Below are 24,260 nucleotides of genomic sequence, written 5' to 3' on the forward strand. Positions count from 1 at the left end.
CGCCGCGGCTCCCGCGACGCTACAGCGAGACCCCCGGTTCACGCCAACGCGGTTTCGCCATGCCCATGCAATCCAGACTTGTCGCCCTCGCCGCTGCCCTCCTGTTGTCGACGGGCGCCGCGCATGCCCAGCAGGGCGCCAAGAAGAATGCTGCTCCCGCGGCGCAGCCCACGCCTGCCCCGACGCAGCCGCAGGCTGAAGGTGCTCCCGGACAGCCCGGCTGGATCGTCCGCTGCACCAGCGCCAGTCGCGAGGCACCGCTCGAATGCGCGATGGAGCAGAACGCGGTGCTGACCAAGACCGGCCAGACCGTCGTCCTGATCAACATCCGCATCGCGCCCGACACCCGCACGCCCATCGCGCTGCTGCAATTGCCGCTCGGCCTCAACCTTCCCGTCGGCGCCAAGCTCCAGGTCGACGAGGGCAAGACGGCCGATCTCCAGATCCAGACCTGCGAGAACCGCGGCTGCTACGCCTCGACACCGATCGCAGCGGACCTGCTCGCAGCGTTGCGGTCGGGCAAGCAGCTGAAGGTCTCGTTCCAGAACATGGCCAAGGAGACGATCGCGATCCCGATGCCGCTCGGCGATTTCGCGGCGGCCTACGACAAGATCAAGTAAGGGCTGCTCCCGTTTCCCGTTGGAGTGCGCGCCTCTCTCATCTCGTCATTGCGAGCGTAGCGAAGCAATCCAGCAATCTTTCCGCGGAGGCAGTCTGGATTGCTTCGCTACGCTCGCAATGACGGCGCGGATGCAGCGACGCCCCTTGCTTCGGTCGAAAGAGATGGAAACGCGGCTCGCCGGCTGCCTGTAGTTGCTGCTTCAGGCGGAGCTATGACAGTCCTTCCTCGCGAAGGATCTGCTTCGCCTCCGCATCCTCGAGCGCTGCGGCCTTCTGAGCCAGTAGATGGCGCGCTCGCTGTCTCTCGACGCGCCGTTGAGGCCATGAGAGTAGTTCGCGATCATCTCTCGAATGGTCCCCAGATGGCCCGCCTCCGCAACGCGCTCCTTCAGATCGAAGGCCCTGAAGTACCGTTCCTTGGCCGTCCCAGCGCCGAGCCCTCTTCGCCAGGCGCCAGCAAGATAAAGTCGCGCCTCGAAGTCATCGTCGGCGACGCATGCCTCGGCTCGCCCCATCAACGCCAGGCTGGCGGACTGATCTCCCTCGTCACCCAGATGTTCGGCCATCTCGATCATGGCCATGACCGAGCCTTTCGCGACGAACTCCTCGAGATAAGCGACGCCTTCGCCCTCCGCGCTTGCTTCAAAAGATGTCTGGCGGTCCCGACATCGAAGCCACGCGCGTCTGAGAACACGATGCAATCTCCCGGTGGCCTCGCGAGCTGCGCAAGCCTAGCATCATTTGCTCACACCTGTCGCTGCTGCTTCAGGCGGAGATCGATCAATCCACGCCGAGATAAGCCTTCTGCACCTGCGGATCTTCCGCGAGCGCTGCCGCCGTGCCCGAGAGCACGCTCTTGCCGACCTGGAGCACCGTCGCAAAGTCCGAGACTTCCAGCGCGAGCTCGATCGACTGCTCGGCGAGCAGGATGGTCAGGCCCTCGCGATGCAGGCGGCCGAAGGTCTCGTACATGGACTCGACGACAGCCGGCGCGAGGCCGAGCGACGGCTCGTCCAGCATGAGCAGCTTCGGATCGCTCATCAGCGCGCGGCCGACCGCGAGCATCTGCCGCTCGCCGCCCGACATGGTGCCGGCGCGCTGGTTGCGGCGCTCCTTCAGGCGCGGGAAGACCTCGTAGACGCGTTCGAGCAGCGTCGTCTGACGCGACTTGTCGTGCAGCGGCGTCGCACCTAACATCAGGTTGTTCTCGACGCTCTGCTGGACGAACAGGCGCCAGCCCTCCGGCGACAGCGCAAGGCCCTTGCGGACGATCGCAAAGGCCTTCTGTCCCGCGATCTCCTCGCCGCGAAAGCTGATCGAGCCGGCATGTACGGGAATGAGGCCGGCGATCGCGTTCAGCGTCGTGGTCTTGCCGCCGCCATTGGAGCCGAGCAGCGCGACGACGCTGCCCTCCGGCACCTCCAGCGACACGTCGGAAACGCCGATGAGGTCGCCATAGCGCACATCGAGATGCTCGATCCTGAGAAGCGCCCCGCTCATAGGTCCGGCCCGCCCATCAGCTCGACCGGCGTATGCCCGGCGGCGGCCTTCGCGGCGCGTTTTCCGAGATAGGCTTCGATCACGGCCGGATTGGAGGTGACCTCGCGTGGGCTGCCGCGCGCGATCTCCTTGCCCTGGTGAAACACCATCACGCGGCTCGCCAGCGACATGATCACTTCCATGATGTGCTCGACGATGACGAGCGTGATGCCGGAGCGGTGGATGTCGCGGACGAGATCGATGGCGAGCCTCACCTCATGCGCGTTGAGACCGGCCATGGCCTCGTCGAGCAGCAGCACCTTTGGCTCGGTCGCCAGCGCCCGTGCGATCTCCAGCCGCTTGCGGCCGGGCGTGCCGAGCGAGCGCGCCGGCGCCTCCGCAAGGCGGCTCATGCCGACGCGCTCCAGCACCGCGCGTGCCCTGGTCTCGGCCTCCTTGCGGTGCGCGGTGCGCAGGAAGGCGCCGATCATGACGTTCTCCAGCACCGTCATGCCCTCGAAGGTCTGCGGCACCTGGAAGGTGCGTGCGAGCCCGAGGGCAGCGCGCTGCTCCGGCGTAAAGTCGGTGATGTCGCTGCTCTCGAACAGCACGCGGCCGGAGGTGGTCTTGAGGTCGCCGGTAAGGCAGTTGAAGAAGGTGGACTTGCCGGCGCCGTTCGGGCCGATCAGGCCGAGGATGTCGCCCTGCTCCAGGGTCACGGAGGCATCGTCCACCGCCTTGAAGCTGCCGAACGCTTTTGTGATGCCGCGTGCTTCAAGGAGCATGGCCGGCTCCCGCGTCGGTCTTTGGCTTGGCGCGGCGGTTGAGCAGGCTGAGCAGCCCGCCCGGCTGGAAGCGCGCGATCAGCACGATGATCGCGCCGTAGACCACGAAGGTGAGGCCGGCGCCCTTGCCGCCGAGCCAGCTGTTGGAGATCTCCTCCAGCGGCACCAGGATCGCAGCGCCCACCAGCGGTCCGAACAGCAGCCCTGCCCCGCCTAGCGCGGCCATGATCAGGATCTTCACCGAGATCAGGATGCCGAGCCCGGACTCGGGATCGACGAAGCCGAACATCATCGCATAGAGCGCGCCGGCGACGCTGGTCAGTGCCGCGCTCAGCATGTAGGCGTAGAGTTTCGTGCGGCTCGCGGGCGCGCCGAGCGAGCGCGCGGCGCGCTCGGAATCCTTGATCGCCCGCAGGTAAAATCCCATCCGGCTGTTGGTCATCCACCAGGTGATCGCAAGCGTGATCGCGAGAACGGCGAGGAAGAGATAGTAATACGGCAGCGCCGACAGGAACGAGAGATCGAAGATGTTGCGTGGGACCGTCGGACCGGAGAGACCGACGGCCGCGCCAAGCCATTCGGTGTTGGTCACGATCAGCCGCATCGTTTCGGCGACCGCGATCGTTGCCATGCTGAAATAATGGCCTGACAGCCGCAGCGTCGGAACGCCGACGATCGCGGCGAGGCCGACCGCCAGCACGATGCCGCCGGGAATGCCGAACAGCGGCGACAGGCCGAATTTGGCGTAGGCGCCCATCGCGGCATAGGCACCGCAGCCGAAGAACACGACATGCCCCACCGACACCTGCCCGGCATAGCCGCCGACGATGTTCCAGGCCGAGGCCGCGATCGCATAGAGCAGCACCAGTGCGCCGAGGCGCTGCTGGAACGGCGAGGACAGCAGCAGCGGATAGGCGATCGCAAAGGCTGCGACGACCGAGAGCCAGATCCAGCGCCGCATCACATCTTCCCCATCAGGCCCTGCGGCCGGAACCAGAGGAAGAACAGGAACAGGACGTAGACGACGATGTCCTTGTAGATCGCGCCGATGAGATATCCGGACAGAGATTCGATCACGCCGATCAACAGGCCGGCAACGAGAGCACCCGGCACGCTGCCAAAACCGCCGAGCGAGACCGTGACGAAGGCGACGATGCCGAGGGTCTCGCCGACGGTCGGCACGATGTAGAAGAAGTTCGCGATCAGCGCGCCGGCCAGCCCAGTGGCGCCGGCCGCGATCGCCCAGGCGATCGCTTGCATGGTGTCGGGCCGGATGCCCATCAGCTGGGCCGCGGTCTGATCCTCCGCCACCGCCAGCATTTTCGAGCCGAGCGAGGTGCGGGTCAGCAACAGATGCAGGCCGAGCGTCACCAGGAGCGCGACGACGCCCGCCAGCAGCCGCGAGGCCTCGATGCGCAGGCCGGCAAAGGCATAGGTGCCGCCCACGATGTTCGGCGGCATCGACAGGAAGTTGGCGCCGAACCACCAGAACACGGAATAGCGCAGCAGCAGCGCGAGGCCGAAGGTGCCGAGTATCTGCGCCAGCATCGGCCCTTTCATGATGTCGCGGATCAGGCCGAAATAGACCACGATGCCGAGCGTGGCGAGCACCAGCGTCGCCAGCGGAGCGCCGAGCAGCGGCCCTCCTCCCATCAAGGTGTAGACGACATAGGCGACGTACATGCCGAGCATGACGAAGTCGCCATGCGCGAAATTGACGATGTTCATCATGCCCCACACCAGCGTGAGGCCCGAGGAGAACAGGGCGTAGACGGCGCCAAGCAGAAGGCCGCCGACGATCACCTGCACGAGAACGAAGGACATGAGCTGCGCTGCTCTACCAGGCCTTGTGAAAAAGGCGGGACTTAAGGTCCCGCCTTCGCATGATCACCAGCCCTTGTAGGGCAGCATCGGCGCCTTCTGGGCATTGGCTTTCGGCCACACCGAGACGTAGTTCTCGCCGTCCTGAAGCTGGATGATGTAGGCCGAGGCCAGGATGTTCTGGCCCTTGTCATCGAACTTCACGCCCTTGTAGCCCATGATGAGCTGCTCCGGCTTGAGGTCGGTCGCCTTCAGCGCGGCCTGGATCTTGGCCGGATCGGTCGAGCCGGCACGATCGATGGCGTCGACCAGCACGAAGAAGCCCTGCATCTGGCGGCCGACGGTGTCGTCCATCTCCTCGCCGCTCTTCTTCTTGTACATGTCGGCGATGATGGCGGACGGCGATCCGGACGGACCCACCGCCCAGGACGAGCGGTTGAAGACGCCTTGCGAGAGCTTGCCGACCGCCTTGATGAAGGACGGATCGGAATAGCCGGCATCGTCCGCGAGCAGCAGCGGCGGCTTGTAGTCGAGCGACTGCATGGTCTTGGCGAACAGGATCGCGTCCGAGGTGTAGCTGATCATCAGCACGACGTCGGGCTTCTTCTCCTTGAGCTGAAGCACCTGGGCCTGCACGTCGGTGGCGTTGACTGCATAGGCGATGTCGATGACCCCGTTGCGCTCCTTCGCCTTGAATCCGGAAGCGATCGTGCTCGCGACCGAGGTGCCGTATTCGGTGTTGTCATGAACCAGCGCGATGCTGTCGGTCTTGGCGCCGGCCGCCTTCATGTCGGTGAGGAATTCGTCATAGATGCGGACGAAGTCCGGCGCGATCGGCGTGGTGCGGAAGAACCATTTGAAGCCGCGCTCGGTGAGATTGGCGGCAACCGATTCCGGGGTGAGGAACGGGACGCCGTATTTCTCGGCGATCGCGCTCGAGGTCAGCGTGATGCCGGACTGATAGGCGCCGAGGATCGCGGCGACCTTCTCTTCGGTGATCAGCCGCAGCGCCTGGTTCTGCCCCGTCGCCGGGCTGCCCTGGTTGTCGGCGAACACCACCTCAACCTTGGCGCCGCCGAGGCCGGAAAGGCCGGCGTTCTTCGCCAGTGGGAGGCTGCCGAGTTCCGGATGGGCGTTGTTGATGATGTCCATGGCGACCTCGAGCGCCGCCTTGGCGTGCGCGCCGATCGAGGCCGTGCCGCCGGACATCGGCAGGATCGCGCCGATCTTGACGACCTTGTCCTGCGCCGTTGCGCCCGAGACGAGCGCAACGGACATCGCGGCCGCGCAAAGCAGCCCCGTGACCTGCTTCAATGTCATGAAATCAGACCTCCCAAGGGTTTCCCCAACCAAGATTTTTTGGAGAGCTTGGGCGAAACGCCCCGCCTCCGTTTGATTATGCCTGGCTGCGGGAGGATGGCATGCCGACTGGCTACCGGCAAGGTGAAACGGCTTGCGACGATGCTGCATGAGCAGGCAGGGATAACGGAAGGGCACGAACAGCGCTCAATCTGGCGTCGATTAGCGCGATCAAAACGACCCAAACCAACAACCGCAGGGTGGGTTAGCTGTGCGACTGCGCGAAGCGCAGTTCGCGTAACCCACCTCCTTGGTTTCCGCGGGGACGAAGATGGTGGATTACGCTGCGCTAATCCACCCTACGAAGCGTGCATTCAGCCCGCTACGTCGCTCGCCCGCAGCAGCGTCGTGAAGCCGCCATAGATCATGCGCTTGCCGTCGAACGGCATGTCGCCGTGCTTGAGCCGCGGGTCCGCCATCACCTTCTTGTTGACGGCATCGCGCGTCTCCCGGTCGCGATAGACGATCCAGGCGAACACCACGACCTCCTCCTCCTTCGCCATCACCGCGCGCGGAAACGAGGTCAACTCGCCATAGGGAACGTCGTCACCGATGCATTCGACATAGTCGAGCGCGCCGTGCTCCATCCAGACCGCGCAGGCCGTTCGCGCCAGGGCCTTGTAGGCCTCGATCTTGTCCTTCGGCACGGCCAGCACGAAACCATCGACATAGGGCATTCCCGATCTCCTTGGGTTGTACGTGTCCCAAGGACGACTGGGCGCGTGGCGGCCCGACGTCGAAGACGCCATTTCCGCTGAGGCAAACCGTCGCGAGTGTCAGTGCGACACGCCGGTTTCCAAAATGGTACGGCGCCGGAGCCGACAAATCAGTCTTCAGAAAGCGCCCGGAACTGGCTGGGGAACCTGGACCCTACGCCACTGGGTCGCGGGCACTGGAAATACTGCGAAAATAGGCCTATATCAATCCCAGCGTTGGGGGCAATGCGTTGGGGGCACCGTTAGGGGCAGGCCGAGTGAGCGTTATTCTGAGAGCGGAAAAAGGCGGCGGCGATCGGCGCTACCTGACCCAGCCCCGGGGCGAAGGGACGACTTGGTACGCGGTCGCTGAGGTTCCCAGGACACTGCGGCGGGCCTTGGGCAAGAAGCGGCTCCTGAAGTCCCTGGAGACTACCGACCTCCGAGTGGCCCGCATTGCCCGCTGGAATGCCGTTGCGGATTTAAAATCCGAGATTGCCAAGCACCGGACGCCCGGCCGCGAGGATCAGGACCCGTTGCTCTTGGAGGCCATGGCTTTCCGCGAAGAATTTGTCCGAGCGGATGCCGCGCGGCGCAATGACCTTATGTATCAGATCACGGACCGGGCTGAAGAGATCGACCTCGCAGCCGGCGGCTCCCGGGATGACTACCGTCCCTTCGAAGAACCCCGGGCGGCGACCAAGGAGGCCACCGAGTTCGTTCAACTGGCGTCCGCAAAGGTCACCCCTGCGGACCTCTACATTGAACGGTGGCTTGCGGCCTCGACCTATAGCGAGCGCACGAAGGCCGACGCCCGCACGGCGCTGGAGCAGTTCAAGGACTGGTGCACGAAGGCGAGCCAAGGCTTCTTCATCGAGACCACGACCGACCGAGTCGCCGCCGACTTCCGCGATGAGGCTTTCGTCAAGGCGGGCGTGCACTTCAAAACGGCCAACAAGAAGCTATCTGCCCTGCGGCAATATTGGACTTGGCTGGAGAAGAGCTTCGGCGTGAAGTCGAACCCGTGGATGCGCAAGTCGCTCCCCAAGGCCAAGGCGCACAGGATCGCTCCGGACGGCCCGATGGGTCCCGAGCGCCCGTTCACAGATGATGAGGTTCGAATCCTTCTCGGCGGCCCGGCAGACACCGACATGGCCAACGCCATGAGGATTTCAGCCCTTTCGGGAATGCGCCTCGATGAGATCGGCCAGCTTCGCGTCGGTGATTGCCGCGAGAACATATTCAGTGTCACTCGCAGCAAATCCGCGGCGGGCGTGCGGACCATTCCAATCCATTCGGCACTACGACCGATGATCGCGAAACTTGTCGGCAGGCGCGATGCGGCGGCCTTTTTATTTCCCGACTTTCAGGACACCGGCTGGGATGGCAACCGGACCATGGCTCTCTCGAAGCGGTTCACTTACTACCGCAAGAAACTTGGCGTGCACGACAAAAGACCAGGCGCACGACGGTCCAAGGTCAACTTTCATAGCTTTAGGCGCTGGTTCGCGACGAAAGCTGAGGATGCGGGCCACCGGGAGAACGTCGTGGCGGACATTATGGGCCACGAGAGCCAGGTCGGAATCACCTTTGGGCTGTACTCCAACGCCCAGCTGAAGCAGCTGAAGAAGGCTTGCGTAGAGGCCGTCAAGTTGCCGGCCCTGTAAATCTGCACAGCGCGACAGGGCTTAGCGCAAACAGCGAGAAAAATTCTGAGGAGTTTGTTGCTAACTCATTGGCACGGCTGCGATTTGTTCCTAGGCTAGGTGTTTCTTAGCTCTGCAAGCGCGGCACGAATCGCCTACTGATCATGCGGCCGGCCCGCCGCACAAGGGTCCGGTCGAGAGGGATGTGATGGCGCGTCAAACGAAGAAAAAGCTGACGGAGACTTCAGCCAAGAATGACACGGCTGCTGACGATGCCATTAGGTTCTATCGAGCCAACGAAAAGCCATACGGGCCTTTCAGCAATTTGTATCGGCGCCCGGTTGAGTTTGACGGCGTGCTTTATCCAACATCTGAGCACGCCTATCAGGCCGGAAAAGCCCTAAAGCCGGCTGTGAGAGATTGGATACTGGCTGCTCCTACTCCAGCTCTCGCCGCGATGGCGGCCCATGGCCTGTATACCTGGGACATCGTGCCCGATTGGTCGAAAGTTAAATTCGATCGGATGCGGCGAGTCTTGAAGGCGAAATTTGAACAGCACCCTGACCTCGCTGAGCTACTCCTCTCGACAGGTTCGAAGCGACTTGTAGAGGCGGGAACTGTAAACAACGCAGTAAATCGTCTTTGGGGCGAAGTGGCCGGAAACGGAATGAATATGTTGGGCGTGATGTTGATGGAGATTCGCGATGAATTGAAGAAGGGCAGCGCCTCCCGGGCTATATCTTCTCCGCGAGCACCTTCGCAGCGAAAAGGAGCCCGCAAAGATCGCATCAGCCGACCGCCAGCCGCCTCGAAGCGGAAGAAAGCTAAGCGGGCATGACGCCTTACGAAGAGGAGCTGGCTAACCTTGCGTCGACCGTCGACAAGGCGGGCAAAACGGACATCGACGGACTGAAGGCTGCAATCGAGGGAGCAAGCGAGGCCAGCCTAATAGCCATTGGGTCCGGCGGGTCATTCACTGTTGCGTCGCTCCTCTGCAGTTTGCACGAAGCTTATACCGGGCGCGTATCGCGAGCTGTGACGCCCTTGGAACTAATCTGCAATCCTACATTAGCCTCCACCAGTCCGATATTTATCATCTCCGCCGAGGGCAAAAACCCAGATGTAATCGAAGCGCTCCAAAGGGCCCGCGAGCACAGTTCGCGTTCAGTCCACGTAGTTACAAATCGAAGTGAAAGCCCATTGATGGCGCGCGTCTCTGAGCTCCACGACGTTACGCCCCACGTATTTCCATTAGCCGACAAGGATGGCTACCTAGCAACCAACAGCCTCGTATTTGACGCTGCTCTAGTTGCGCGAGCTTACGGAGAGCTGGACCGGCAAGGGCGGAAGATCCAATTCAATGTCGACCAACTTCAGTTCGATGATCTCCCTCTTCGGGACTGGATCGAGAACTCGAAGCAGTTCGCAAAAGAGGTCGCGTCACGGCGCAGTTTGATTATCGTCTTCTCTCCTCATCTCCGCCCTATCGCAGAAGATTTAGAATCTAAGTTTTCAGAATCTGCGCTCCTTTTTTGCCAGCTAGCGGACTTTCGATCATTCGCGCACGGCCGCCATTTATGGTTGACCGAACGGCCAAACGATTCTGCTCTGCTTGTGTTGACCGAGCCGGCCGTTACTAGGCTTTGGGATGATATGCATACGAAAGTACCAACGCGGGTTCCGCACTTCCGCCTTTCGCTACCTGGTGCGGAGCCTAAAGACCTCATAGCAGGCCTGATAGCTGGCATGCATCTCGTATCTGCAGTTGCAAATGCATCCCAAAGAAACATCGCTCGCCCAACAGTCTCCGATCTTGGTCGTCAGTTGTACTATGCGGACTTGACCTCGCTTATACCGCCACCGCTTGAAGTCGGCCTGCGAGGCGAGCATTCAAAGTATGAAGTCTTGGGCGCCCATTGGCCGTCGCCTCGATCCAGCGGAACTATTCGACGGGCGAGGCAAGCCACAGAAGAAGCGTTCAACTCGCAGCGCTTTCGTTCAATCGTGTTCGACTACGACGGCACTCTGTGTAGCTCCAACAATCGCGACCTGCAGCCTCCGCCACTTATTGTGTCCCAGCTGGAGCGCCTCACACGCGCTGAGATAATCGTCGGCGTCGCATCCGGGCGTGGCGGCTCTATTAGGGATCATCTGCGATCGCTGCTTGCCCCCGAGCTATGGCCATTCATTCGTCTGGGCCTATACAACGGAGGCTGGATCGGCGGGCTCGGTCAAGAGCCGCAGACAACAGAACCACTGAGCGAATTCCTCATCCATGCTAAGCGCCTGATCCTTGGGCTAAAGTCTCTCGGAGTACCAATCGAGGAAGCGAGGACAACGGCCCCATATCAACTGAGCATTAGGTTCCGCAACGGCGTCCGCACCGAGGACATGTGGTTCGTGATTGTTGATACATTCAAGCAAGCAGGCCTCGATACAAGTACGATCGTACGCAGCAAGCATTCCATCGATGTGCTGTCGCGAGACGTCAGCAAATCACACTTGGTGGCGAGCATTGTTCGAGAACAGTCTGTCGATCCGTATGAAGTTGTCACCATGGGCGACCTAGGTGCGTGGCCGGGCAACGACGCCTCACTGCTCCAGCATCGATTTTCGCTAAGCGTAGACCTTCCTTCTCGTAGAATTGACCGCGGCTGGAAATTAGCTCCACGCTACAAGCGGGACGTCGATGCAACTCTTTGGTATCTGGAGCGGCTAGAAATCGAGCCTGGTCACCGCCGCTTTTATTTCGATTTGTCGCGAGATTGATCATGAAGGACAAGATTGCACAGGAGCTGTTGGCCACGGTCATGGACTGGACCGATCAAGATACTGTCTTGCAACACAGTCTGAGTCTCCAGCTGCTAGCCGACTATAAGTATAATCATTATCAACGATACGGTCCGGGCCAGCGTTTCATTGAGAGTTTAGCACTCTGGCTGGAGCAATTCGATAAGACCGATCGCACCACGGCCCTGGAGTTCATCCAGAAGAAACTGATTTTTATATCTGAGCAAGAGATCGCACATCTCGTAACCATTGCCTATCCCGATGTGATTGTTCAAGAACGCCTTCGGCTTGTGGCAGAAGAGAGCCAGATCGCTCCCTTCAAAGTCGGGCAACTTATCCAACACCCCCGGTTCGAGCGCCTTGGGCAAAAATCGTTATACCTCGGTTTAAGTGATGGCGCCCATACGAACGATCTCCGCCGAGCAAGCAATGGCGCTATCAGCAATGAGCAAATCTGGCAGGCCTACGAGCTAGGCGAAACAAAAGCCGAAGATATGCTTGCCAAACTCCGCAAGTCGCTGCGGAAGTCAGCGGAAGCAGCGGGAGAACCTCCCCGCGACAACATAGACTCCGAGCGATTCAATCTTGTGTGGCTTGTCGACGACTTTTCCGGAAGTGGAAACACGTACATCCGATTCGAGGAAGAAGACGGACAACGACGTTTCGCGGGAAAGATACAGAAGATTTACGATATGGTCTTGGATGGCGGGCTGGTTAACCCGAGCTACTACGAGATCTATTTGCTCCTGTACGTCGCTACCCGCCAAGCTATTGATCACATCGAATACTGGTCTGAGCGCTTTACATCGGAGCGAGGACTAAAGCCACTGCGAGTTCGAGTTCTCTGCCCCATTGAACGTGATGCGTCGCTATCTCCCGCCACCGATCCGGCTGTGATGGCGATGCTCGCGAAGAGTGGATACTACGACGATCGGGCATCAGATTCCCATATTGCAATCGGCGGCACGAAAGATGCGCGCTACGGTTTCGCAAAGTGTGCATTGCCGCTCGTGCTTTCACATAACACTCCCAACAACAGCGTCTATGCGCTATGGGGACCCGAAGAGTTTAATTTTGTTGGGCTCTTCCCGAGGGTAAGCAGGCATCGGACAAGCTAATGGCTTATCGAGCAAATCCATTTCTTGAAAGGATGTCGGAGCGCACGACCTCTGATCAAGAGTTCGTTCAAATGTTCGCGCCAAAAGTGCTGGAGCGGCTGAATGAGGACTGCCTTCGGGGTGGGGTACATATTTTCCGTAGCCCACCTGGTGGCGGAAAAACGACGATACTTCGGGCATTCACCCCAAACGCACTTCGTGCATTTTGGCACGGCGGGCCGATGGGCGTTGATACTTATCGTCAGCTTGTCGACCGTGGCGTAATAGATGCCGAAACTGGACCGCAGACGCTAGGCGTGTTTCTTTCGTGCGCTTCTGGATATGCCGATCTCCCGCCCGGTGCCTCTGCGATTAGTGCGGGCATGTTCCGCGCCCTTCTAGACTGCCGCATCGTACTTCGTAGTCTCCGTAGTCTAGGCGAACTGGTTGGGTCTACCTCCGCCCAAACCATGGAAGCTCTTCAGCTACATTACGATGACGAGACGCTCCAAAACCTTGGCTCGATCCCGCTGCACCAATCTGCAGCAGAAATGATCCGATGGGCGGAGCAGCGGGAGCGCGAGGTCTATTCTCAATTGGATTCCCTGGCATACGTGCCGGGAGCCGCCGCGCCGGCAGATGTCCGATTTGAATCCTTGTTGTGGCTGCAGTCCGTGCGTTTCGTCCATGAGGGGCGCGTCGTTGCACCCAAACGGCTTTTGATGATCGATGATATACAGAAATTGCGTAAAACGCAGCGTTCTTTGCTGATTGACGAGATCGTTACGTTGAGGCCGCAAATGCCAGTGTGGCTTGCTGGGAGAAGCATTGCATTTGGCGAAGAATTTTTATCGCAAGGAGTGCGCCCTGGTCGGGACGTGAACTTTTACTCTTTGGAGGACATGTGGGGTGGCCGCAGCGGTCAGTTCGTGGCATTCGCTCAGAACATTCTAGACAGGCGCTTTGCACTCCAATCGGTTGTACCCGGCAATACGTTCCAACAATACTTGGCGGAGGCCCTAGATCCGAAAGAGGTAGAGTCGCTCTATCGAGAGGCTCGCGAACGCTTTGATCGAGGAACGGCACGAGTCAAACGTAATCCGAGATATACGGAGTGGCTCGCCAAAGCTGTGTCGGGACCCGCCGCTCACAACTACGAAAACGCGATTGAGCTTTACACGACCAGAATCCTCATCGCGCGCGACGAGGCGAACCGTCAGTTATCGCTCCAGTTGGTTCCTCTGGCGCCCGAAGAATTTGACGATAGAGATAGTTCCGCTGTTAGAGCTGCAGCGGAGATTTTCATGAACTACGAGATAAAGACGCCTTACTACTTTGGCTTGGAACGCCTTTGCGCCTTGTCGACGAACAACGTCGAGGAGCTACTCGCATTAGCTGCGGCCCTCTATGACGGAATGCGGGCGAAGCAGGCACTCCGTCGCCAAGGCGAGCCGTACCTTCTGCCACGTGAGCAAGAAAGGCGGCTAAAGGACGTTGCGGCCAAGAAGATTGATTTCATTCCGCGCAACCATACAGAAGGGTTGCTAGCTCAGCGCTTGCTAAATTCCATTGGTACATTTTGCAGGGATCGAACATTTGTCATCAACGCACCGTACGCCCCCGGCGTTACGGGGATCAGGTTGTCTGCGTCGGAGATCATCAAGCTCCAGCGGATATCCAAGGCGTCTGGCTCTGCGTTCACTGTAATCAAGCGGGTGATTGACGAATGCGTGGCCGAAAATCTCTTGGTCGCACGAGAGAGTAGCGCCAGCACCTCGCGGGAGGGGGGGACTGTCTTCTATCTGAATCGAACGCTATGCTCGCATTTTGGACTGCCGCTGCAATACGGCGGTTGGCAGGATGTCACAGTGCAACAGTTGGCTGAGTGGATCGAAACCGGCCTGCAGCCTGTCCGAGGGTTAACCTTGGAGGCTGCACTGTGATTTGGGAAAATTATGTCTTTCGGAGAGGTCCCGATGTCGAGGAACTTTGGGATCAAATGTTCACCGAACGAAAGCAGGCAGGCCGGCCGACGCGGTTGCTGTTCATTACCGGTAGAGGATTTGATGTTCGCGCGACAAGCGTCCTAGCGCGGTTTGTAGACAGATTGAAGGCTTCGGAATGCGAAGTTGAGCGGGCACACCTGCTGTTCGTTGGTTTTACCGGCTACCATTTATCAAATGATTTGCGGGTGCAGACCCGGAAAAACGAAGCTGAGATGCTGGCTTATTTCGAAGGTGTTGGCACCTCGCACACGGTAATGATTGGTGGCGCCGCAGAGGGAGAGGACGACATCAGTTCGAACATTGCCCTTCGGCAGGGAGCTGACGAGATACTAAAGTCAGTAACGGACCAGACGGACATTGTCCTAGACGTGAGTTCTTTGCCTCGGGTTGCTTACGTGACCATTCTTCTCTCATTGCTTGCCCGCATCATTCCCGAGGGCAACAAGAATGGCGGGTTGTTCGCCAACGGGGTTTCATTACAGGTCCTTGTTGCGGAAGATGCACAACTAGACAGTAAGATAAGTTCGGAAGATCCCAGCAACGATTTGACATTGATTCCTGGATACTCGGAGGCTCTTCAATCGGAGTCGCAGCAAGAGGAGCCAATGGTATGGTTTCCCATTCTTGGTGAGAACCGCTTGGCTCAACTCAGGAAGATACAAGCCAGTATTCGTGAATTTGCAGAGATTTGCCCGATCTTGCCCCACCCGTCGCGGAACCCCCGTCGCGGTGACGAGCTTTTGTTGGAATATGACAGCGTGTTGTTCACTCAGCGGGCGACGCCAATCGGCAACGTGTTCTATGTGAACGAAACACATCCCTTCGAGGTTTATCGTCAGCTGTTAGGAGCCATGCAGCGTTTTCGAAAGTCTCTTGGCCTAATCGGCAGATGCCGCCTGGTGGTGACCCCGCTGGCAAGCAAGTTAATCACCGTCGGAAGCGCATTGGCCTGCTTCGAAATGAAACTTATTTCCATGGACTACAAATCCAGCGTGGCGATCCCGTACGCGGAGCCAAAACGATACGAAGCGGACCTGGAGCTGGTGTTACAGTCGCGTCCCGTCATTTCGGCGCTCTTGTTGACCGGCGACGCATATCAGACGGATGTTAGTTCCGAAGCCTCGGTCGCCGCCCCTTCGAGCTAAGCCGTGGCTCCAGCCGCCGGTAGAAACTGCTTTAGGGGTCACTAATTTGAGGTGTCACCTCGTGGCGACGGCTACGAGCTTTCCCCCCGTGCCCTCCTAAGTTTTGCTAGCCACATTCAGTTTCAGTTCGCCGGCCCCCATCGGTTGGCAGATGTTCAGGCTGGCAGCACTCGCCGGGTACGCGTCCGGTGACGGCCCCTGGTTAGGTCATCTTGAGCGGGATGGCTGACCGCGCTTATGCGGCGTGAGCGACGTTCTGAGGTCGCCAATTGCAGGGCATGAGTTCGTGGATGCGCTTGGCGGGATGATCCGGCAGGCGGGCCAGCACGTCGGCGAGCCAAGCCTGTGGATCGATGTCGTTGAGCTTGGCGGTTGCGATGAGGGTGTAGATCGCAGCCGCACGCCGGCCGCCCTCATCGGAGCCGGCGAAGGTCCAATTTCTTCTGCCCACGGCGACAGCCCGAAGCTCGCGCTCGGCGGCATTGTTCGACATGCACAGCCGTCCGTCATTAAGGAAGCGGGTAAATGCGTCCCAGCGGCTGAGGCAGTAATTGATTGCCTTGGTCGTATCGTTGTTCCTGGAGAGCTTGGCGCGCTGTTCGCGCAACCACGCCTGCAGTTCGACGATCAGAGGGCGGCTACGCTCCTGGCGCACGCGCAGGCGCACCTCGGGAGCAAGACCGTTGATCTCACGTTCGATGGCGAACAGGACATCGATGCGCTTGACCGCCTCGGCCGCGATCGGCGCCTTGCTGAGCCGCGCGAGATCGAAGAACTTGCGCCTGCCGTGTGCCCAGCACGCGGCCTCGATGATCGGGCCTGCTTTGCGATTGGCCTCGTAGAGCTTGCTGAACCCAGCATAGGCGTCGGCCTGCATCAGTCCGGCATATCCGGTCAAATGCTGCTCCGGATGCTCACCGCCACGATCCGGCGAGTAGAAGAACACGGCCGCCGGCGGATCTGGCCCGGCAAACGGGCGGTCGTCGCGCACATAGGTCCAGAGCCGGCCGGTTCGGGTCTTGCCCTTGGCCAGCACCGGCACTGTGGTGTCGTCGGCGTGGATGCGCTCGGCCGCAAAGACATGGCTCCGGATCGTATCGACCAACGGCATCAGGGTTGCGGCGGAGCCTCCCACCCAGTCTGCCAGCGTCGAGACATCGAGGTCGATGCCTTCACGCTGGTAGACGTCGCTCTGACGATGAAGCGGCAGGTGCAGGCCGTACTTGGCGAACAGGACATGGGCCAGCAGCTTGGGCCCTGCACGCCCGCGCGCAATCGGGTGCGAGGGAGCCGGCGGCTGGGTGATCGCTTCGCAGGCCCGGCAGACGAGCTTCTCGCGCACGTGCTGGATCACTTTCCACTGGCGCGGAACGAGCTCCAGCGTCTCGGTCACGTCCTCGCCGATCTTGCGCAACCGGCTATCGCCGCAGCATGGGCAGGTCGCAGGCACCGGATAGACAAGGCGTTCCCGCGGCAAATGCTCCGGCAGCGGCCGGCGGGCTGGCTTGCGGCGCTCGAACGATGGCACCGCAATCTTCTCGGCTGCCATCTGCGTCGCGGTCTCGGCTTGCGCCGCGTTCTCCTCCAGGTCGGCGAGCTGTAGCTCGAGCTGGTCCAGCAATGCGCCTCGCTCGGAGGACTGTCCGAACTGCTCGTGCCGCAGCTTCTTGATCGTGAGTTTGAGCTTCTCGATCAACAATGTCCGCGCCTGGGCCTCCGCTTCCGCGGCCAAGCGGGCCGCTCGCTCGGCGCGCAGCATCGCCTTCAGGGTGGTCACATCGTCAGGGAGAGAATCATCGGCGCTCATCGCCGACCAGAGAATCACAAGACGCCGGCTCTGTCCGGACTGCCGATCGTGCCGTCGATTCAAATCACAGCGATCAGCCGGCCGCCTGCGGCCGCCACGTGTGTTGCGGCATCCGCCAATCGATGCCCTCCAGCAAGTAGCCAAGCTGGGCTGGGGTGATGGTCACCACGCCATCAGCCGACGACGGCCAGAGAAAGCGGCCGCGCTCCAGCCGCTTGGCATAGAGCGACATGCCCAGCCCATCATGCCAAAGGATCTTGATAAGCTTGCCGCTCTTGCCACGGAACACGTAGAGGTCGCCGCCGTGCGGGTCGCGCCTAATGGCTTCCTGCACCAGCAAGGCCAGCGAGTTCATGCCGCGACGCATATCGGTGTGGCCGGTCGCAATCCACACCCGTACGCCCGACGGAATGGGGATCACCGCGGCCGTCCATCTGCCAGTGCCGCGACCGCGGCCTTCAGCGTCGCCGCGTCGACCGTGCCCGTGATCCGCATCCGAGCCCCGGCCGCAAACTCGATCTCGATCGCGCCGCCGCCGGCCGGCCCGACCGCACCAGGCGTAGGCCCCGATTCCGCGACCACCATCGCCGGTACGAAGCCCGTTTGATGGGCAGCATCCTTCGGCTCGGGGCGAAACGACCGTCGCCATCGGAGCAGCAATGAGCGCGAAACGCCATATCTCCGCGCCGTCGCCGCGACCTGGCGCGGCGCCTGTAAGCTCTCCAGGACGATCTTGAGCTTCTCATCCTCGGACCAGCGCCGCCGTCGGCCTGTGTCCACTACTTCGAGCCGTTCGACTTGGGCACTGCGCCTATCACTGTCCATAAGGACAGTTCTCAACAACACGCCTCACTCGGCAAGGCGGCCTTCACCGGACGGATACTCATATCGGTTCATTTGGGTAGGAGAACTGTCACTGTGAAGCCCCGGCCATGCTCGGTGCGGAACGTGATGGCGCCGCCGTGGCTTGAAATGACGTCACGCACGATCGTCAGTCCCAATCCGGTCCCGGGAATCTCTGCGCTCCGGGACTGATCCAGCCGCCGAAACGGGGCCATCGCCTCTTCGATCCTGTCCTCGGGGATGCCGGGGCCGTTGTCATTGATGCCAATTTCGACGCGATCGTGGCTCGCTTTCAGGTCAACCCGTGCAACCGACCCGTATTTCACGGCGTTGTCGATCAAATTTCGAAACGCTCGTTTCAGTGGTATCAGACGTCCGACAATTTCAAGATGATCAGGTCCAACATAGCTGCAATCAAGCCCCTTGTCGGTTGCTTCATCAACCAAGCTGATCAACAGCGCGGCTAGATCCATTGACTGATTGGTCGCTTCACTTGTCTCGCCGCTTGCGAACGCGAGTGTGGTGTCAACCATGGCGGTCATGTCGGAAATTTCCGACATGATCGCGTTGCGATCGTCCTCGGCGTCGAGTTGCTCGGCGCAAATGCGCATTCGCGTCAGCGATGTTCTAAGGTCGTGAGAGATGGCCGCAAGCATCTGCGTGCGCTCCGTCACAAACGACAAGAGGCGACGCTGCATATCTTCAAACGCTCTGGCGACGCCGCCAAATTCGTACAATCCCTGATCGGACACCGTGACGAAATCGCGCGTCTTGCCGATCTGATCGGCAGCTTCGACCAGCCTGTCCAGCGGCGCGACGATGCGGCGGGCCAATAGCGTAGAGATTGCTGCGATGATCAGGCCGCCACCAATCAGCGGGAGAAGCGGCAGAGCGTAACCGATGCCGCCAACTGTTTCGGCAAATGACACGCTCATCCACGAGCCATCACGACCCTGCACGGCGATCCGCAGGCTGGCGGGTATGAGTGTTTCCGGTTCGTTTGAACTCAGGGGCAGGGTGCTCAACGAGGCAGCGATTGTTGCGGGCATGACATCGGTCTTGATCCGCTGAAACGGTGCGATGACAGAAAAGCCCGTGTCATGGAGTTCTACCGCCCGAATCGTGTTGCCAAGCATTGCTTTGATCGTTGCGCCCAGCCGCGCAAACATCAAGTCGTGATCGCTGTTCGATCGTTCGATCGGTTTTTCTGCCGACCAAGCCACGGATAAAACCGAGCTCATCTGCTCGGCTTTCAGCTTGCGGCCGGAGACTGGCTGCGCGAAGATTTCGACGGCGAAGTTGGTGGTTTGCTCGGCGAGCCATCGGGCTCCGGTCAATCGTATCTCCGGCTCTGAGAACAGCCAGACCTGAAACGCCGCCTGGGTCTGAACTGCCAGAACGCTGAGCACCATGGCTCCAGCGATTCGGCGGCCAATTCCCGGACGCCTGATCCAGCTCAGGGCCCGACCCTTAGCCGGCATCGTTTTCGACAACCGGTGTGAAGATGTATCCGCTATTCCGAACTGTTTTGATCATGGCTGGATTTTCCGGGTTTTCCTCGAGCTTGCGTCGTAGACGCATCACCTGAACGTCGATGGTGCGGTCAATCGAAGTGCTGGTACGACCTCTTGCCAGATCCAGGAGCTGGTCGCGATTAAGCACTCGGTTTGGATGCTCGACGAAGGCTTGCAGCAGGTCATACTCCCCGGAGGTGAGTTCGACCAGAGCGCCCGATGGCGACTTCAACGTCCTCGCGCGGATATCCAGGGTCCACCCAGAGAACGCAAAAACCGACGAGTGACGGACGGATTTGGTCTGATCGACAGTTGCTTGGCGTCTCAGGACGACTCGAATGCGCGCCAGAAGCTCGCGCAGGCCGAATGGCTTGCAAATATAGTCCTCGGCGCCCAGCTCTAGGCCAATGACTCGGTCGGTCTCCTCGGCGACGGCCGTCAAAAGTATGACTGGTATCGGGTTCTCTGCCTGCATTTGTCTCAGCAGCGACAGTCCGTTTTCGTCCGGCAGCATGACGTCGAGAACGATCAGATCCAATTTGGACGTGGCAATCCTGTCCCTGAATTGCTTGCCGTCGCTTGCAACGGAAACGCGCAGGCCTTGCTGTCCCAAGAACTTGGCCAGACCGGACCGGATTTTGGGATCGTCATCGACAATAAGGACATGGGGAAGGACCGACATGACCGGGGCATCCTTTTCGAGGTTTTGCTGACGTCTCAAGTCCTTTCGCGTAACATATTGTAACAGAAGTCCATTTACCATCATTCAACTACGGGCCTTGCCGCCGGGATCCCGCGGCTTCGGCAGAGCCAGATGGCCAGTTAACGAAATCCGAACTGCATTCCTGCAATCCGTCCCGTCGTCATAGAATGAAATAATCGGAAACCTGCCGCTTATCGTCCCAACAGGTGCGGGCGTTACAAGCCGCGGGATGAACAAGCAGTTTAAGGCAGAGCGCGAAACGACGCCGGCGCTCAAAGTATTGCACCCCGACGCTTGGGCGCTGCCGCGAACCAAGGCAAAACGGTCCACCGCGCGTGGCTTGATGGCGTTGGCGATCGCGTTCGGCTTGGCCGTGGCGGCAGCAATCGTCTGGTTCGCGATCGCCGCACAGAATCAGACGCCCCGCACCAATCTGGTCCAGTCACCGGTGCCAGGGAAGCCTGCTGCGGTGGTCGGTCTCGGTTATCTGGAGCCGTCCACGACAGTCGTCAGGCTCGGTGCTCCCGGCAATCCCGACGCGTCCCGAATCAGCCTTCTGCTCGTGTCTGAGGGGCAGTCGGTGAAAGCCGGAGAGCCTCTTGCGATCATGGATACCGCCGACAAGCTGTGGGCCCAGGTTACCGCCGCTCAGGTGCAGGTTGAACTGAAAGAGCTGATGCTGGAGCGCCAGCGCCGGGAAATCGCTTACACCATCCAGTCCCGACGTTCTGCCCTAGACCGTGCACGGGCGGACATCAACCAGGACCAGTCCGAGTACGATCGCCAGAAGACGCTGGTCGATCGAAGCTACGCGACCGTCTCAAATCTCGAGAAAAAGGCCCGCGATCTCCAGACCGCACAGGCGACCAAGGCCGAAACGGAAGCGGCGCTTGAAAGAATTGAAGCGAAGGTCCCCGGAACGGACAAATCGATCGACGTCGCCATTGCCGAGCAGGAGGTGCTTTCTGCGCAGGCGGATCTGGCAGTCGCCAAGACGGCGCTGGACCAGGCGATCGTCCGCGCACCGTTCGACGGGCGCGTCTTGAGCCTCAAGGCGCGCGTCGGCGAGCGCGTCGGGAACGATGGGCTGCTCGAGCTGGGGGCGACGGACGACATGCGCGTCGTTGTCGATGTCTATCAGAGCGATATCGGGCGCGTTCGATTGGGGCAGGCCGTCGATGTTCGCGCCGAAGCGATCTCGGGAAGCCTCAAAGGGCGCGTCACCTATGTCGGCGATGCAGTGGTACGGCAGACGGTTATCAACAACGATCCTGCCACCTCAACCGACGCGCGTGTCGTACAAGTCTACGTTTCTCTGTCGAAGCAAGACTCCGAGCGCGTCGAAAAACTATCGCGTCTTCAGGTCAGAGGCGTGTTCGCGCAATGATCGCGGAAATTAGGCGCCGCCTTACAAGCCGGATTCCGTTGGGCTGGCGGCAGCTGCGCCACAACAGGGGACGTCTCGCCGTCGCCCTGGCCGGGGTTGCGGTCGCCGACATCTTGATCTTCATGCAGCTCGGAATCATGGGGGCGCTCTACGAGACGGCCGTGACGCCGCTGCGCATCTTTAACGCGGATATTGTTCTACTCAGTCCGGAAGCGCGCGTGTTGGGGCAGTCTGGCACCTTGCCACGACGACGATTGTACCAAGCCTTGGGCGTCGAAGGTGTCGCTGATGGATCGACGCTGCAGATTGGCTCCGTCTCATTTCGAAGTCCCAAGAGCATCCGCCAGGCCAACGTGATGGTATTCGGTGTAGATCCCGATTTCGACGGCTTCACGAGGCCTGAAATCTCGGCCCAACTGCCGAAGCTGCGCGCGGCCGATACGCTCCTACTCGATAAACTCACGCGCCGGCCGTTTGGCGCGATCGCCGCCGAAGCCGAGCGCGGAGATATCGTGCCAGTCGAGGTCACCGGAAGGACCGTCTCCATCGTTGGCCTTTTTTCTCTCGGCGCTTCCTTTGATAGCGACGGCTCCGCGATTGTAAGCGACCAGACGTTCTTGCGGCTGTTCCCGCGCAATTCTGCTTCCTCAGCGAGCGCTATTCTCCTGAAAACATCGCCTGGTGCGGATATCGCCGCCGTTGCCCAGCGCATCAGGCTTGCTCTTCCAGCGAGCGACACCAAGGTCATGACTGCGGAAGAATACGCGAACTACATCAAGGGCTATATGAAGGACAATACGCCGATCGGATTCATATTCACTTTCGGCGTCATCGTTGGTCTCTTCATCGGCTTTGCGATTGTCTATCAGATCCTGTCAGCCGATGTGAATGATCATTTGTCGGAATATGCGACGTTGAGGGCGATGGGTTTCACCCATCGCTATCTTCTGGGAGTCGTATTCCAGGAGGCGTTCGTATTGGCAGCGTTGGGGTTCTTGCCGGGAATTCTGCTGACGTTCGTCTTCTACTGGGTATTGGCTTTCGGAACCGAACTCGCCGTAACGATGCCGGTGAGCAGGCCGCTGCTCGTTCTAGCACTCACGGTCGCAATGTGTCTGCTCTCGGGCGCGGTGGCGACCAGGCGCCTTCGGGCAGCCGATCCTGCCGAAGTATTCTAGAAAATGCCGATGACCACGATTTGTCCCAACGACACGCGAAGAAATCAGAATGCGCCGGCTATTCAAGCCGCTGGTCTATGTTACGCCTTCGACGCGAGCGACGCCGAAAAGCAGATCCTGTTCGATTTCAACCTCGACGTGGCGCACGGCGAAATCGTCCTGATTATGGGCCCCTCGGGCTGCGGAAAGACCACTGCTTTGACGCTGGTCGGAGCCCTTCGAAGCTTGCAGTCCGGTCAGGTTCAGACGCTCGGAACAGATCTGCGGCAGGCGGATGAGCGGACAATGATCGCGGTGAGGCGTCAAATTGGATTCATCTATCAGTTTCACAATCTTCACGGAAGCCTGACGGCGCGGGAAAACGTCGCGATGGCGCTGCAGGTTCATCGGCCAACAATATTCTCGAACGAGCGCGAATTAATCGATGCAGCGCTTGACGACGTTGGCATGTTGGGCTCGGCGGACGCACTTCCGGCCACGCTGTCGGGCGGGCAAAGGCAGAGAGTTGCCATTGCGCGCGCGCTGGTGTCGTCTCCCGCGCTTGTCCTCGCTGACGAGCCGACCGCCGCTCTCGACAAGGCCAATGGTCGTCAGATCGTCGATCTGTTGCGCGATCTGGCGAAGCGTCGCGGAAGCGCGATCCTTATGGTCACGCACGACAGCCGCATCCTCGATATCGCCGATCGCATCGTCGAAATGGAAGACGGGCGAATCGTCAATGTCGAAACGTGCGAACCGAAGCGAAATAACTCCAACGATCAACCAACTCCCAGAAGCCAAGAGGATTATCGAATATGCGACCGACAACAATCAGACTGCTAGATGCACTTCGTCTCGGGGCGGCAATCGCTTCGGCCCTGCTAGGGACGGGGGGGATCGTGCGGGCGCAGGCGGAGCGAGAGTATCTTCGTCCGGCCCAAGCCGCAAAGATGCTCGCCGATTCGCAGCCTTGGTCCGCCACTGGACCGGACGGCCGGGCTGCCAAGATGACCTTCAATCCGGACGGTACGGCAATCTTCGACGGTCCCATGACGATGTCGGCGACTTGGGCGATCAAGGGAGAGAATTTCTGTATTACAATGCGGATCATCGGCGACAAATGCCATCGCTTTGCTAAGACCACGGGTGGGCTGGATGCCTACACCGATGGCGTACTGGAACTGCGGCTTAGGCGGTAGCCCGCCGCCAGCGTGAGATCAAAGTTGAACGCCTGGCGACTTTTCAAGCCGTAATTGCGACTGGTGCGGGAGGCGGCGATGCGAGCAAACCCGAATACGCCCCGCCCCGCTCAACAAATATTCGAGGCCGAATGCCCGGCCTCGTTCAACTCATCAGGTGCCGTTCTCGCCGTCGATTTCTTTTGAAGGATGATCGGTTGTGCTGC

Annotated in this window: 23 protein-coding genes; 11 read left to right on the forward strand and 12 right to left on the reverse strand. The window is 60.2% G+C overall.

Annotated features, from left to right (window positions below; all coding sequences use genetic code 11):
* Positions 1-59 precede the first annotated feature (59 nt).
* Positions 60-620, forward strand: a complete 561-nt coding sequence (locus JQ603_RS06890) for an invasion associated locus B family protein (protein WP_212337626.1) — start codon at positions 60-62, stop codon at positions 618-620.
* 201 nt (positions 621-821) lie between these two features.
* Here the strand turns inward: JQ603_RS06890 and JQ603_RS06895 are convergent, their stop codons facing one another.
* The 7 genes from JQ603_RS06895 to JQ603_RS06925 all read right to left on the reverse strand — a co-directional run bounded on the left by JQ603_RS06895 (position 822) and on the right by JQ603_RS06925 (position 6,742).
* On the reverse strand, positions 822-1,202 hold the full coding sequence (locus JQ603_RS06895) for a hypothetical protein (protein WP_212337628.1): 381 nt from the start codon (positions 1,200-1,202) through the stop codon (positions 822-824).
* Between the two features lie 199 nt (positions 1,203-1,401).
* A complete protein-coding gene (locus JQ603_RS06900; protein WP_212337630.1) occupies positions 1,402-2,121 on the reverse strand; it encodes an ABC transporter ATP-binding protein in 720 nt (239 codons plus the stop codon).
* Positions 2,118-2,885, reverse strand: coding sequence for an ABC transporter ATP-binding protein (locus tag JQ603_RS06905; RefSeq protein ID WP_212337632.1), 768 nt, complete (start codon positions 2,883-2,885; stop codon positions 2,118-2,120). Before JQ603_RS06905 ends, JQ603_RS06900 begins: the two co-directional genes overlap by 4 nt.
* Complete coding sequence (locus tag JQ603_RS06910) at positions 2,875-3,846, reverse strand: branched-chain amino acid ABC transporter permease (RefSeq protein WP_212337634.1); 972 nt, start codon at positions 3,844-3,846, stop codon at positions 2,875-2,877. Before JQ603_RS06910 ends, JQ603_RS06905 begins: the two co-directional genes overlap by 11 nt.
* Positions 3,846-4,709 carry a branched-chain amino acid ABC transporter permease gene (locus JQ603_RS06915; protein ID WP_212337636.1) on the reverse strand — a complete coding sequence of 288 codons (864 nt, stop codon included), beginning with the start codon at positions 4,707-4,709 and terminating at the stop codon, positions 3,846-3,848. Before JQ603_RS06915 ends, JQ603_RS06910 begins: the two co-directional genes overlap by 1 nt.
* A gap of 63 nt (positions 4,710-4,772) precedes the next feature.
* The gene (locus JQ603_RS06920; RefSeq protein WP_212337638.1) at positions 4,773-6,026 is read right to left on the reverse strand and encodes an ABC transporter substrate-binding protein; all 1,254 of its coding nucleotides are present in this window, start codon (positions 6,024-6,026) and stop codon (positions 4,773-4,775) included.
* A 353-nt stretch (positions 6,027-6,379) separates the two neighbouring features.
* Entirely contained in the window at positions 6,380-6,742 is a 363-nt protein-coding gene (locus tag JQ603_RS06925; protein WP_212337640.1) for a DUF1428 domain-containing protein, read from the reverse strand.
* A gap of 296 nt (positions 6,743-7,038) precedes the next feature.
* Here JQ603_RS06925 and JQ603_RS06930 point away from each other — a divergent pair, with 296 nt between their 5' ends.
* From JQ603_RS06930 to JQ603_RS06955, 6 genes are all read left to right on the forward strand, one after another.
* A complete protein-coding gene (locus tag JQ603_RS06930; protein WP_212337642.1) occupies positions 7,039-8,427 on the forward strand; it encodes a tyrosine-type recombinase/integrase in 1,389 nt (462 codons plus the stop codon).
* Positions 8,428-8,614: 187 nt separating this feature from the next.
* Positions 8,615-9,244, forward strand: a complete 630-nt coding sequence (locus JQ603_RS06935; RefSeq protein WP_212337644.1) for an NADAR family protein — start codon at positions 8,615-8,617, stop codon at positions 9,242-9,244.
* Positions 9,241-11,175 (forward strand): hypothetical protein, encoded by a 1,935-nt coding sequence (locus JQ603_RS06940; RefSeq protein WP_212337646.1) that lies wholly within the window; start codon positions 9,241-9,243, stop codon positions 11,173-11,175. Before JQ603_RS06935 ends, JQ603_RS06940 begins: the two co-directional genes overlap by 4 nt.
* Before the next feature lie 2 nt (positions 11,176-11,177).
* Positions 11,178-12,314, forward strand: a complete 1,137-nt coding sequence (locus tag JQ603_RS06945; RefSeq protein WP_212337648.1) for a phosphoribosyltransferase-like protein — start codon at positions 11,178-11,180, stop codon at positions 12,312-12,314.
* On the forward strand, positions 12,314-14,236 hold the full coding sequence (locus JQ603_RS06950) for an ORC-CDC6 family AAA ATPase (RefSeq protein ID WP_212337650.1): 1,923 nt from the start codon (positions 12,314-12,316) through the stop codon (positions 14,234-14,236). Before JQ603_RS06945 ends, JQ603_RS06950 begins: the two co-directional genes overlap by 1 nt.
* Before the next feature lie 56 nt (positions 14,237-14,292).
* Complete coding sequence (locus JQ603_RS06955) at positions 14,293-15,444, forward strand: hypothetical protein (protein WP_212337651.1); 1,152 nt, start codon at positions 14,293-14,295, stop codon at positions 15,442-15,444.
* Between the two features lie 235 nt (positions 15,445-15,679).
* On the opposite strand, the gene tnpC is transcribed toward JQ603_RS06955, so the two are convergent.
* The 5 genes from tnpC to JQ603_RS06980 all read right to left on the reverse strand — a co-directional run bounded on the left by tnpC (position 15,680) and on the right by JQ603_RS06980 (position 20,290).
* Entirely contained in the window at positions 15,680-17,251 is a 1,572-nt protein-coding gene (tnpC, locus tag JQ603_RS06960; protein WP_212337652.1) for an IS66 family transposase, read from the reverse strand.
* A gap of 73 nt (positions 17,252-17,324) precedes the next feature.
* Positions 17,325-17,672, reverse strand: a complete 348-nt coding sequence (gene tnpB, locus JQ603_RS06965) for an IS66 family insertion sequence element accessory protein TnpB (protein ID WP_212337653.1) — start codon at positions 17,670-17,672, stop codon at positions 17,325-17,327.
* Positions 17,669-18,031, reverse strand: coding sequence for an IS66-like element accessory protein TnpA (gene tnpA / locus JQ603_RS06970; RefSeq protein WP_349630698.1), 363 nt, complete (start codon positions 18,029-18,031; stop codon positions 17,669-17,671). The genes tnpB and tnpA overlap by 4 nt, the downstream gene beginning before the upstream one ends.
* Positions 18,032-18,144: 113 nt before the next feature.
* On the reverse strand, positions 18,145-19,506 hold the full coding sequence (locus JQ603_RS06975) for a sensor histidine kinase (RefSeq protein WP_212337654.1): 1,362 nt from the start codon (positions 19,504-19,506) through the stop codon (positions 18,145-18,147).
* A 58-nt stretch (positions 19,507-19,564) separates the two neighbouring features.
* Complete coding sequence (locus JQ603_RS06980) at positions 19,565-20,290, reverse strand: response regulator (RefSeq protein ID WP_212337656.1); 726 nt, start codon at positions 20,288-20,290, stop codon at positions 19,565-19,567.
* A gap of 250 nt (positions 20,291-20,540) precedes the next feature.
* Between JQ603_RS06980 and JQ603_RS06985 the strand changes: the two genes are divergently transcribed.
* The 4 genes from JQ603_RS06985 to JQ603_RS07000 all read left to right on the forward strand — a co-directional run bounded on the left by JQ603_RS06985 (position 20,541) and on the right by JQ603_RS07000 (position 24,054).
* Entirely contained in the window at positions 20,541-21,698 is a 1,158-nt protein-coding gene (locus JQ603_RS06985) for an HlyD family efflux transporter periplasmic adaptor subunit (RefSeq protein WP_212337658.1), read from the forward strand.
* Positions 21,695-22,876, forward strand: coding sequence for an ABC transporter permease DevC (gene devC / locus JQ603_RS06990; RefSeq protein ID WP_212337660.1), 1,182 nt, complete (start codon positions 21,695-21,697; stop codon positions 22,874-22,876). The genes JQ603_RS06985 and devC overlap by 4 nt, the downstream gene beginning before the upstream one ends.
* Before the next feature lie 3 nt (positions 22,877-22,879).
* Complete coding sequence (locus JQ603_RS06995; RefSeq protein WP_245003394.1) at positions 22,880-23,698, forward strand: ATP-binding cassette domain-containing protein; 819 nt, start codon at positions 22,880-22,882, stop codon at positions 23,696-23,698.
* 164 nt (positions 23,699-23,862) lie between these two features.
* On the forward strand, positions 23,863-24,054 hold the full coding sequence (locus tag JQ603_RS07000) for a hypothetical protein (protein ID WP_212337662.1): 192 nt from the start codon (positions 23,863-23,865) through the stop codon (positions 24,052-24,054).
* Positions 24,055-24,260 lie beyond the last annotated feature (206 nt).

This window comes from Bradyrhizobium liaoningense, from assembly GCF_018130825.1.
GTDB classification, from domain to species: Bacteria; Pseudomonadota; Alphaproteobacteria; order Rhizobiales; family Xanthobacteraceae; genus Bradyrhizobium; species Bradyrhizobium liaoningense_B.